The 12,139-nt window shown below is 42.2% G+C and carries 7 protein-coding genes and 1 pseudogene; 4 read left to right on the top strand and 4 right to left on the bottom strand.

Translation table 11 applies throughout. From position 1 onward, the window contains the following. The first annotated feature begins 49 nt into the window (after window positions 1-49). Entirely contained in the window at window positions 50-1,579 is a 1,530-nt protein-coding gene (locus C505_RS0101940; protein ID WP_169336989.1) for a multicopper oxidase family protein, read from the top strand. 378 nt (window positions 1,580-1,957) lie between these two features. Here C505_RS0101940 and C505_RS0101945 read toward each other — a convergent pair whose 3' ends face one another. Beyond that, window positions 1,958-2,389, bottom strand: a complete 432-nt coding sequence (locus C505_RS0101945) for a nuclear transport factor 2 family protein (RefSeq protein ID WP_026317668.1) — start codon at window positions 2,387-2,389, stop codon at window positions 1,958-1,960. A 124-nt stretch (window positions 2,390-2,513) separates the two neighbouring features. On the opposite strand from C505_RS0101945, the pseudogene C505_RS24195 reads away from it, so the two are divergent. Then, window positions 2,514-2,624 (top strand): annotated as a pseudogene (locus C505_RS24195) (IS5/IS1182 family transposase); the annotation flags it as partial. A 522-nt stretch (window positions 2,625-3,146) separates the two neighbouring features. Then, entirely contained in the window at window positions 3,147-4,589 is a 1,443-nt protein-coding gene (locus tag C505_RS21145; protein WP_018690918.1) for a S8 family peptidase, read from the top strand. 138 nt (window positions 4,590-4,727) lie between these two features. Here C505_RS21145 and C505_RS0101955 read toward each other — a convergent pair whose 3' ends face one another. The 3 genes from C505_RS0101955 to C505_RS0101965 form a co-directional block, all read right to left on the bottom strand. Then, window positions 4,728-8,237, bottom strand: coding sequence for an Ig-like domain-containing protein (locus C505_RS0101955; protein ID WP_018690919.1), 3,510 nt, complete (start codon window positions 8,235-8,237; stop codon window positions 4,728-4,730). Window positions 8,238-8,360: 123 nt separating this feature from the next. After that, window positions 8,361-9,827 (bottom strand): sigma-54 dependent transcriptional regulator, encoded by a 1,467-nt coding sequence (locus tag C505_RS0101960; protein ID WP_018690920.1) that lies wholly within the window; start codon window positions 9,825-9,827, stop codon window positions 8,361-8,363. A 231-nt stretch (window positions 9,828-10,058) separates the two neighbouring features. Beyond that, the gene (locus C505_RS0101965; RefSeq protein ID WP_018690921.1) at window positions 10,059-10,862 is read right to left on the bottom strand and encodes a flagellin N-terminal helical domain-containing protein; all 804 of its coding nucleotides are present in this window, start codon (window positions 10,860-10,862) and stop codon (window positions 10,059-10,061) included. 200 nt (window positions 10,863-11,062) lie between these two features. Here C505_RS0101965 and pseB point away from each other — a divergent pair, with 200 nt between their 5' ends. Beyond that, window positions 11,063-12,064: a UDP-N-acetylglucosamine 4,6-dehydratase (inverting) gene (gene pseB / locus C505_RS0101970; RefSeq protein WP_018690922.1), complete on the top strand. Its 1,002-nt coding sequence runs from the start codon at window positions 11,063-11,065 to the stop codon at window positions 12,062-12,064. Window positions 12,065-12,139 lie beyond the last annotated feature (75 nt).

Consider the following 12,139-nt stretch of genomic DNA (forward strand, 5'->3'; position numbering starts at 1 on the left):
AAACAACAGCGAATAAGCAGCAAACCTGGTTATGAAAAGAAGAACTTTTGTGCAAAGTTGTGGGGTCGCCATAGCGGCTTCCGGCATGTATTCGTTTGCGGAGAGTGTTTGGGATGAATCAAACGATGATGCATTTCAACCACTTTGGATCCCACCGCTTCTTGAAAACCCCACCCAACAACATTATCTATTTCCAACTTTATTTGTCATGGATTCGGAGCACGAATTCATCCCAGGGAAAAAATCAACGTGTGTAAGCTTATCTACATTTTTCCATCCTTGCTCCTTCCTCGCGCCAACGATTAAGGTCAAAAAAGGCGATACTGTTGGATTTCGAATTCACAATCTGCGCGAAGAAGCAGTAACGAATCACTGGCATGGTCTGCATATTCCGGGGGTATACGATGGCGGTCCCCATCAACTCATCGAGCCAGGGCAACGCTGGGCCATCGATATGCCAATTCGGCAGGAAGCTTCTGTGAACTGGTATCACGCTCACACCTGCGAAAAAACTGCGCGCCAAGTGTATGAAGGACATGTCGGTATGTTCATCATTGAGGATAATAATTCAACGACACTTGGCCTTCCGGATATTTACGGTTTCAATGATATTCCGCTAATTTTAAAGGACACCTTATTGGATAAAGATGGACAGCAATATTACGCACTGCGTGATCAGCCCGCTTTCTTTGGTGAACATTTAGCGGTCAATGGGACTATTAACCCAATTCATCGTGTTCCTTCCGGTTGGATCCGCTTTCGGATACTGAACGCATCAAACGCACGCTTTTATGAACTTCATTTTAAAGATGACCGTCCTTTTTATGTGATTGCCAGTGATGGCGGGTTGCTCAATGCACCGGTCAAAACAAAACGCTTTCTCATTAACTCCGGCGAGCGATTTGAAATCATGATCTATTTTGAACCAAAGCCTGGTGAGATCGCAGATCTCATCGCATTTACTCCAAATCCGAGTCATGGCGATCCTGCTGTTGGTGATTTTCAATTAATCAGGTTTGTGACAGACCTTATCCACTCGCCAATAGGAATACTCCCCAACACTTTAAGGCGTGAGCCAATTCATTGGGAGGAAGCAGTCAAAACAGCGCCACCAATCACTAAAACCTTCGAAATGAGCATGAACTCCAATCGAACAAAAATGATGATCAATTCGAAACAGTACAACATGATGCGAATCGATGAAGCGATCCCGCTCGAACAAGAGCAGGTCTGGAAAATTATCTCCAAGGCTGGCCCGCATCCTTTTCATATCCACGGATGCTCGTTTTTGATCTTGTCCATCAACGGCGAACCGCCCGAAGCCATTTATCGCGGTTGGAAAGACATTGTATTCCCCGTTGGCTATGAGAAATTCCCCAGCTCCAAAGAACTGACACTCGTGATCCGAATGCGCTTTCCTTTCACAACGGATAGAGATCTAGAGAATATATCTCATGACCCAGAGGTCGCGAAAGATATCAATCACCACATCCCATACATGTATCACTGTCATATCTTGGAGCATGAAGATCGGGGAATGATGGGTCAGTTTTCTGTGTTTTGTTCTCTTGCAGAGTAATTCAAGTTCCTTATCCTGGCTCTTGTGAAAGCTGATATGTAAAACTCTCGAACAAGAGCCAATCCGCAATTTTTACACAGAATGATGATAACTCCACACTCTCACTCTATTCGTAACTTCGCCATCACAAAGTGCTTGTAAACTACGCAACCGATTGAGCAATGGATTGAGAGCAGAAAGCATTCTTACGGCTATTTACCCAAAATAATGAAGTTTCATCAACTTGGTAAGAGTGAAGTATTACGTTTGTAGTATAAGGAATGATTTGATTTGTCGTTTAAACGTGTTGCCAATGCTCGGCTGGGAAGTCCTCAAAGGTCAATAAACTCAACGCGTAACAAAAATGCCACGCGTTGCGGATCCCTCTTGGGCGCTTTATTATGCGTAACATTCTCCTGACAGCACAGAAATTCTTTCTAAATCTCGGCTTGGAAAGTCAGGATCTACATACACATACATACGACTTATTCTTTCTCCTTTAAATTCAAAAACACTACAAAAACGACCAGTGGACACATTGTTGTCCGGCCAAGAAGTACCGTCACTCATGACACCGCCTTCCTGCCCTTCAACAATTACCTTGTTTCCAGCGGTTGTTATTTGAAAGCCGTCTATGTCGTGCCAAATACTTTTTAACGAGCGACCAATTCTATTGCCAAACGCCACTAAGGCATTCTTTCCTTTCACTTGTCCAAATTTAGGAAAGAAAAAATCAACATCCTCTTCAAACAGATCCAGATAACTAGGATCACCTGCGTCTACTTTCTTGAAATACTGAATGACTAGCTCAACTAACTCATCTCTTTCCATAATTATTCTTACGCCCATATTATCTTTACTCATCACGCAGCGTTATACGGCAAAGCAATCAAACATCACCATGCCAAGAACAATGCTAACCGATCAACGGTGGCTTTTGCTACTTCAACTTGCGAGGCTGAAACACTTTCATTCAATTTCAACACGATACAATAAAATAGCAAGGAATTATGCCAGCATGTTATCACTGGCGTTCATGCTGATGTGGTTTCCAATGTACTGTTGAGTGAAATATATACGGGAAATATCAACAGACCCGAATTCATCTTTCCAATATGAAAGCGTATTTCTTAGATGTGGATGACAAACAGATTCATTCCAAAATGGATTCAATGAGAAAAAACTTCATATTATAAGCCCCTAAAAGGAATCATTTAAATAAGTTAAAAGTATTATCATTAAGCATTTAGTGATTAGCTTGAGAGTCAGCCTTTTTATTGAAGCCAGTTCAGTCAATGCATATCGAAAGAAAGTTAAAAATTTAAGTACAGGTAAATGAGTTTAGACACATTTATCATATGTATATATTTATTTAAAATATGAAAATAAATATTAATTTTTTGAAATTTTTTTGAAGTTACCTGTTTCTGCTCCTGGGAGAGTCTTCGGAACATCGTTTTAGAACGTGGTGACGATCACTTCTATAAATTCAGGGAATTTTTCGTATCAAAAGACTTTTTTGACTGTTTTTTCGCGAAAAACAATAAGAAAGATTTATAAATAATTCATATTTTATGAGGTAATTATAATGAAAAAATATTTCTCCCAAACTTTATTGGCAATTGCTATCCCTGCTTCATTGAGTATTTCATCTGTTTACGCAGAAAGTATCAATATTCAATCCAATCCAGAGAAGAAAACTTCATTTATTGTGAAACTAAAGTCGAAAGATTCGAAACGATTTTTCGCAACACATCGTCGTGTAAAATCAGAACAAAAGATGATGAGACATATGCTGAGCCAAATGGCAAAGCGTTCCAATATGAAGCCTGGCTATGTCCGCCCACTTGGGCTTGCACAGTACCATGTCGTGAGTATGCCGGAGCAAATGAGCGAGCTTCGTAAAGCGTCGTTTATCACGCAGCTAGAACAAAACCCACAGATTGATTCTGTACAGGAGGATAAGCTGTTGCAAATTGCCGCAGCACCGAATGATCCTCGCTATGCTGAGCAGTGGCATTACTTTGAAGAAAATGCGGGACTCAACCTCCCCCTCGCCTGGGGTCTGGCAACTGGAGAGAATGTGAATGTTGCAGTGCTGGACACAGGTTATCTCGCTCACCCTGATTTAGTTGGAAATATCCTGCCCGGCTATGACATGATTTCCGATCCGGCACGTGCTGTCGATGGAGATGGCCGAGATCAGGATGCACTTGATCCAGGAGATGGCTTTGCAGCTGGTGAATGTGGACGTCCTCGTGGGCGCGACAGCTCATGGCATGGCACCCATGTTTCGGGAACTATCGCCGCTGTGGCAAACAACAATATTGGTGTCGCTGGTGTTGCTTATCAGGCAAATATCGTCCCTGTACGGGTACTCGGGAAATGTGGCGGTAGTGTTTCCGATATCGCCGACGGTATTGTTTGGGCAGCTGGAGGACAAGTTTTGGGTGTGCCAGACAACGCGAATCCAGCAAAAGTAATTAATATGAGCCTCGGTGGTTTAGGGGCTTGTACGAGTGCCTTCCAAGACGCCATAAATTTTGCACGTAGTCAGGGGACCGTTATTGTGACTGCCGCTGGAAACGAAAGCATCTCAGCGGATAGAGCAAACCCCGGTAATTGTAATGGCGTGATCAATGTTGCAGCCCTTTCCAGAGATGGGAACTTAGCACCGTATTCCAACTTTGGACCAACCATTGATGTTGCGGCCCCAGGTGGTTTAACTGGCGCAGATGAGCAAAATCCAGATGGGGTTTTATCGACTTCAAACTCAGGAACAACTACAGCAGTAAATAACGATTATCGATTCTATGAAGGTACATCTATGGCAGCGCCGCATGTGGCTGGCGCAGTTGCCCTAATTGCAGAGCTTGAGCCAGAAATGACGCCCGATGAAATTGAAAAAACACTCAAAGCCACCGCACGAGACAGTGGTTGTAATCAGTGTGGTGACGGTTTGGTTGATGCAAATGCAGCCGTGGAAGAGGTCTTCTTTGGCGGGCCAATTCCTGGCATCGATCCACGGTAACAAACTGAACTGATAGACCTGAACTCAACCAATCAAGCAACAAGGAAGTTGCTTTACCCTTTGTATTTTAAAATGATAGACCCACAAAAAAAGCCTTCATCAAGAAGGCTTTTTATCAAGAGAAAGGTTCATGTTCAATTACTGACGCTTTCTTCTCAAAACGAGTGGCAAAAGCCCAAACGCATAGAACATCGAACCCCCTGAGTGAGAAGACTTTGTCTCTGGTTTGGTTTCATTCGACGGCTGTGTCTTATCTGTGTTTGACTCATCATCCGTATTTGATTTCACAACTGGTGGCGTGGTCGGTTCAGACTCATTCCCTGTATCTGGTGTAACAACTGGAGGTGTTGTCGGCTCAGAACCATCACCTGTATCTGGTGTAACAACTGGAGGTGTTGTCGGCTCAGAATCATCACCTGTACCTGGTGTAACAACGGGTGGTGTTGTCACTTTGATGGCCTTCAATGTAATGACAACATCGCTCTTCATCTCATGTTCATCCGTCACCTCAACTGTAAAAGTCACATCAGTATTTACATCCGTTGCCGATTGGAAAGTAAATTCACCTGTCTCTTTCGTGATCTTCACTTCACCCTGTTTTGGCTGTACTTTTACAACAAATGACATGCTGTCCTTTTGGGTGTCTTCCGCTTTCACAACCTCTGTTCCAGTCCGCTTATCTTTCATCTGGAATGTCTGAGCAACCAGTTGTGGTGCCGTATTTTGCGTCAACGTGACTGTCCCTTCACTGGAAAAACCTTGATTATCCGTTACCGTGTACGTGAACGATGTGTTTTGCGGATTTTTTTGGTCTGGTGTAAATATAAATGCACCCGTAGAAGCATCATCAAGCACGACAGTACCAGAAGTTGGTTGCTCAACAGCAAAGGTGAGTACACCACCTTCTGCATCTTCAGCCGGAAGTTGTTTAGAAACTGGTTCTAAAGTCAGTACTTCCATTGCCAAGCTATTTGCTGCTGGTGCTTCATTCGAAAAGTCAAACGAAACTGCTACCTGCCCCTGGATCTCTCCTTGGTCATTTCGAATGATCGCTCTCGCTTGATCTGTCCCTTGTAAATCCTGTCCACTTTTCAAACGATATATCATTGTTTTACCAGACTCAATTTTACGAACATCAGATGAAACAGCCCATGTCATTTGGGTTTTCACATTGATAATGATACCCTGAGCATTGAGCTGCTCCGATACTTCTTTCGTAAAATCATAGGACGTATGCTGTCCTTTTGGCCCAACAACTTTTACAGTGAGATGATCTCTTAAATCTGGTGCTTTCTCCCAGTCCTTGCTAGTTTTTAAATGCGTTTCATATTGTGAATCTACATAAAAGTTCTCGCCATTTTCGACATCATCACGCGTTAAGATAGGTGTTGCTGTGATATGTTGCGTGTGTTTATCAAGAATGAGTTCTTTTGTGATAATACGTTTTTTCGTATCATATTGGCTGATCTTTACCTGGCCAATATGATTTTTATACAAAACACTAATATGTCCATTTGCCAATTTTTCCAATTGAGTCAAACCAAATTGTGCTTTATCAAGTGGGGTACGATGAACAGGTTGTTTTGTCTTGTCTAGTTCAATGAGAACGAGATCTCCGCTTCCCTCATTGACCAACTGAAGTAGATGACCATTTTCTAGCGACACAAACGATAATACATAAGCACGGCTTGAGTGAGAAGATGACATATTATCTAGAATTGAGAAATTGATTTTATCTGAGTAACATAGCTTGTCGCCGAAGCATGGTTTAAGATTCATCTTTTGCAGATAAGTTTCAAAGCCGCTCATTGTTGGAAGCATAATGGATGAATTTGTTAAAGCAGGTGTCGTTTTCCCTGTTTTTAGATCCAGAGAAAGTAATTCGACCATACCACTTACGGGCTTCCCTGCAACAAGAACATTCGAGTCTGACTTCGACGATACTTCATGAAAATCATAAGTTACAGAAGACATCTCAATATTTGTAGAAAGCCCCGCTGGCTCCACCAACTTTCCTGAGATTCCATCAAAAGCAAATAATTTTTCCTGTCCACCTGATTTGAGCAAGAAAGCAATATCTTCAATATTGTCGCCGTTCAAGTCACGTACGATGACATTTTTTGGGTAAGGGAATGTTGTATTGATAGAAAGTTTTTGTAAGTCACCCTGATGTTGAGAGGACCAAACTAGGTTTGCCATCTCTTCGTCATACAATGCAACAGAGAATTGATTGGTTGTCGTATCAAATTCACTCACAATCAACGAAGCTTTCAAACCATGTTGCGTATTCAGCATTGCACGCCGTGTTTGACGAGACGTCTGTTGTCGACGTTGGTCATCCAACTGACTATCAATGACCAAATTACCACTTTCTAATGTGACTCGACTTAATGATGCTTTCTTCTGAGAAAGATCATTGAAATGGCTCATATATACCGCAGGTCGTCCCTTATCGTCCTTCCCGATATGTAATCTGGGTTGGTAGATTTCAGCACCTTGCTCAGCAAAACATGTTCTAGAATCGACTTTACTTTCCACAAAGTTATTTAGTTGCTTATCTTGAATAACTGAGCCTGTTTTTCCATCAATCCAGCGAAGGTAAGCGGTTTTCCTTTCAACCATTGTATTTGTTGTACTTACCCCATCAAATGATGGGACACTTTTGACTTGTATATTTTTTGTATCTTGTCCTGATATCAGCACAAGCATATCCTTCACACCATCTTGGTTGAAATCAACAGCAGCCAGATCACGTACAGCATGAGAGTAATCATCAATCAGATGGTTTGTATCTGCATTTGCTAAAACATCCCATAGCTGCGATTGCGCTCCGCCAGAGAAGCCAATTTGATGAAAGGTGCCATATCCAGAACCACAACTAAGATAGTATATACCTAAGCTATCTGAACCAGACTCTGTTGATAATGTTGTAAGACGAAGCCCTTTACTGTTTATTCCGATGAGCGGGTGTTTGTATTTATCGACGTCTGCTATTTGGGTTAGCTCAGTTTTGTTAAACTGATGGAGCGTGATCTTGTCATTGCCGTTCATCAACAAAGCGATTTCCAAATCCGCCGATTGTGTGAAAAAGCCCAGAGTATAATTTGACTTTTTCTTAATACCAAAAGGATAAGTTTTTTCGACTTTATTAGACGTTGTATCGATCAGACTGGTCTTATCCTGACCAAAAACAAGTACTTTATTTTTACCACTGAGTTGAACTTTTTCAACTGCAACTGGTTGAAAATCGCTATCCAGCTCAATTTCTAACGGTTCAGGAAAAAAGCCATATTGAATGACGGTTACGGCTGGCTTATTTTTCTCGATGACATAAATCTGATGAAGTGAATCAGTCGTTTGAGCACCAGCGATATCCAAGATTTGATCTTTCTCTGTCTGATATAATGTTTTTTGTTCTACTGCTCCACCAAAAGGACCATAAAGGCTGACGACTTCATCGTTATATAACGTTGATGAAGTGGCGATCAATTCATGCTGTCCATCTTTATTTTCATCAAATTGGTAAACACCTTCATTTCCCATTTCATTATTAAGATTTTCTAGCGTGATACCAGATAAAGTGTTTGCATGAGTAAGAGCAGAAAATGTACTGATGAGGGCAATTGTGATTTTTGAACGAAAAAACATAAAACAACTCCAATACTAAAGTGGTAGTTATTTTATGGATACAAACTGAACACAACCTGAATATGTCAATTTTTTGTAAAAAAATTAAGCAAAAACATTCTCTTTCTTAGTTCCTTTTCATCGCTACCCCGCTTCCTTTTTCTCAATATTATACTTCTTCATCTTCTCTACCAGCGTCGTCCGGCGGATCCCCAGTAATTCTGACGCGCGAGAAACAATGTGGCCTGTCGACTCCAATGCCTGATTAATCATGGAAACTTCAAGATCAGAGAGATAATCCTTCAAATTCACACCTTCTGGCGGCAATAACCCAAATGCATTTTGACTGAATATATCTGCATTTTCGTCCTGCTCTAGGGTTTCATCCATCGCGGCAATATCACTAAAGAGCGCATTGAGTGCATCACGTTCGTAGAGTTCTTCTGGGTATTCTGGCTGATAACCTTCTGTTTCGATATAACGATATTTTTGTGGCAAGTCATGGGCGTCTACCACTTGGTCCGGATACATGATGGTCAAGCGTTCGATCAGATTAGAAAGCTCACGCACATTGCCAGGCCAGTCATGTTGTTTGAGAGAGTCCAGCGCAGTATCGGTCAACTTCACTTTCACCTTCGAGACCGTCATACATCGCTTCATCAGTTCATCCACAAGTGCAGGGATATCTTCAGAACGCTCTTTTAAAGCTGGTGATTCGATAGGAAATACATTGAGTCGGTAGAATAAATCTTCACGAAACCGACCTTCTTCAATCATATTTTCTAGCTCTCTATGAGTTGCCGCCAGGATCCGGACATTCGCCTGAATTGGTTTTGTGCCCCCAACGCGTTCGAAGGTTCGCTCCTGGAGCACACGAAGCAATTTTACCTGCATTTGCAGTGGCATATCGCCAATTTCGTCTAAGAATAACGTCCCGCCTTGTGCCAGCTCAAAGCGCCCTTTTCGGGCTGCAATCGCACCTGTAAACGCGCCTTTTTCGTGACCAAAAAGCTCGCTTTCTAACAGCTCACCCGGGATGGCTCCACAATTCACAGGAACAAATGGTCCCAGACAACGCTCTGAACGCTCATGAATATTTCTTGCAATCACCTCTTTACCAGTTCCTGACTCACCCAAGATCAAGACGCTTGCATCTGTCTTTGCGACTCGTTCAATCAAGAACTTCACTTCAGACATCGCAGGCGTTGCACCAATCAGACCACTGAAGTGTAAATCAACACCCTGTCCCTTTCGACCAGGTAAAAATCGACGATATTCCTGACAATCGCGCAGTAACTGTGTCAATTCACTGTATTTGAAGGGTTGTGACAGCAGACCAATCAGGTTTGCTGCATGGGAAGAGTCAATACCATGTTGTTCAATGCATAAAAAAGGTAAATCGGGCCGACTTTTGACCAAGTCAATCAATGCGTGTTCCCCGGTTTCCCCCAAGATCACTAAAATAGTATCAGAAGACGACTGAACGGATTGAATTGCATCCGCTTCTTCCAGAAAATTAATTTTCTCATCAATGAAACCTGTGAGCTGTTCAAATAAAGAACGTCTTTGCGCATTGAGATCGAAATAATATATCGAAGCTTCGCCTAACATACTGACCCTAAAGTGATTTAAAATAGGAACAGAAACCGCATTCAATTGAGCTGAATTGCTGATTTTCCGTTTGTTTTTATTAAAAAATAATCCTTCGTCAAAAAGAGTCAAGGAATAAGACAAAATATTGACGTTAAGTGTCAAAAAATTGGCCAGATTTAACAAAAAAGAAGGAAGGATTCACAAAGATTAAACAAAAAACACTTATAAAATAGGAGGATAGGGTTACCCCTATCCTAAAAGACTTAACACATTTCTCTGACTCAAATTCGCCTGACTTTGCACGCTCAGACTCGCTTGATTCAGAAAATCATTCTGTGCCCGTTGTGAGGATGCGGAAGCAAAATCAGTATCCCCGATCCGCTGTGCGGCTGCCGCAGTATTCACTTGTTGATTCGCCAGACCACGGATAGAAGATTCAATAGCATTTTGTTGTGCCCCCAACTCACCTCGAATTTCATTTACGCGAGCTTGTAGACCATCCGCAGTACCAATCGCTGCTTGAGCACCAGCCTGAGTTGTGACGTCAATATTATTCAATCCTAGGCCGTCTAAATCGGTCCCAACATCAAATGTCGAAACACCGACTGTACTATCTCCCGACAGCTGAATATTTAAACTGCCATTTTGATTGAGTAAATCGACACCACCAAAAGAAGTATTTTGAACTGTATCATTCACCTGTGTGGTGAGCTGATCGATTTCGGATTGAATGGATGTTCGATCTGCATCGGTCAATGCGCCATTACTCGCTTGCAAAGAAAGTTCACGGATCCGTGAGACAGAGTCTCCAATTCCGGAGAGTGCACCTTCCGCTGTTTGCGCGAGTGATAATCCATCCGATCCATTTTGTATCCCTTGTTGAAAAGCATCCAACTCAGCATTGAGTCGGTCCAGAATTTGTAGTCCTGCTGCATCATCAGCAGCGCTGTTGATCCTTTGCCCTGACGCAAGTTGTTTAAACAGATTATTCGTTTTCTCTGTTTGCGTCTGAGTCAGGAATGAGTTTATCCCACCGTCAATTCTCATCACCATTGTCCAGCCTCCTCCTACACTTGCCTACAGTTAAGCATAGCAGTCAAAACCAACCAAGACCGAGCGAAAACCTGCATTAACATTGGGTTCTATCGCTATGATTATCCCTTTTGTGGCTAAGATTCTGCTTTCTAAGAAGTTATACCTGCTATCCTGATATTTATGCGTTGACAATATTTTTTAATGAGGCGTTGGAAGCCATGTTTGACGGAAAAACGATTTTGATCACAGGTGGCACGGGGTCATTCGGTAAAAAATATACCCAAACACTACTCAAGCGTTTCAAGCCACGTAAGATCATTATTTATTCCCGAGACGAACTTAAACAATTCGAAATGCAGCAAGTTTTTAACCAAGATTGTATGCGTTTCTTTATCGGGGATGTCCGTGATGGGGATCGCCTTAAGCGTGCAATGCGCGATGTTGACTATGTGATCCATGCAGCTGCACTCAAACAAGTGCCAGCCGCAGAATACAACCCAATGGAATGCATTAAGACCAATATTGACGGCGCTGAAAATGTCATTAACGCGTCGCTGGATTGTGACGTCAAAAAAGTCATTGCATTATCAACCGATAAAGCCGCAAATCCTGTCAACCTTTACGGTGCAACGAAGCTATGCTCAGATAAACTTTTTGTCGCAGCGAATAACATTGCTGGGGGCCACTCAACGACTTTTTCCGTTGTTCGCTATGGTAACGTCGTTGGTTCACGCGGCTCTGTTGTGCCATTTTTTGAAAAATTGATCCAAGAAAAAGCGGATTATCTTCCCATCACACATGAAGAGATGACTCGGTTTTGGATCACGCTCCAACAAGGCGTCGATTTTGTCCTGAAGAACTTTGAACGGATGTTTGGTGGTGAGGTCTTTGTTCCAAAAATCCCATCCATCAAAATTACTGACTTGGCAAAAGCCATGGCACCGGATATGGCCACCAAATATATTGGCATTCGTCCTGGCGAGAAGCTTCACGAGATCATGTGTCCAGGTGAATTATCCCATCATACCTACGAATACGACGATCACTATGTGATTTCCCCCACCATCAGTTTTAGTAGCCGAGCAAATGACTATACAGTCAATGCACTCAAGGAAAAAGGAAAAGTCGTGTCAGAAGGGTTCGAATATTCATCAAATGATAATCCAGACTTTTTATCGATTGAAGAAATCATCGAATTTAATCAGCAGGCAGAGCTTTAATGTATCGATTTCACAACACTTTGATAAAGCGTACAGACTATAAAATCACCAATATTCATGATTGAACATATAAAA

Origin of the sequence: Algicola sagamiensis DSM 14643 (assembly GCF_000374485.1) — a bacterium.
GTDB lineage: Bacteria > Pseudomonadota > Gammaproteobacteria > Enterobacterales > Alteromonadaceae > Algicola > Algicola sagamiensis.

Bases quoted from the DNA above. Each gene is read 5' to 3' on its own strand.
- C505_RS0101945 (WP_026317668.1), bottom strand. From the start codon at position 2,389: ATGGAAAGAGATGAGTTAGTTGAGCTAGTCATTCAGTATTTCAAGAAA.
- C505_RS21145 (WP_018690918.1), top strand. From the start codon at position 3,147: ATGAAAAAATATTTCTCCCAAACTTTATTGGCAATTGCTATCCCTGCT.
- C505_RS0101955 (WP_018690919.1), bottom strand. From the start codon at position 8,237: ATGTTTTTTCGTTCAAAAATCACAATTGCCCTCATCAGTACATTTTCT.
- C505_RS0101960 (WP_018690920.1), bottom strand. From the start codon at position 9,827: ATGTTAGGCGAAGCTTCGATATATTATTTCGATCTCAATGCGCAAAGA.
- C505_RS0101965 (WP_018690921.1), bottom strand. From the start codon at position 10,862: ATGGTGATGAGAATTGACGGTGGGATAAACTCATTCCTGACTCAGACG.
- pseB (WP_018690922.1), top strand. From the start codon at position 11,063: ATGTTTGACGGAAAAACGATTTTGATCACAGGTGGCACGGGGTCATTC.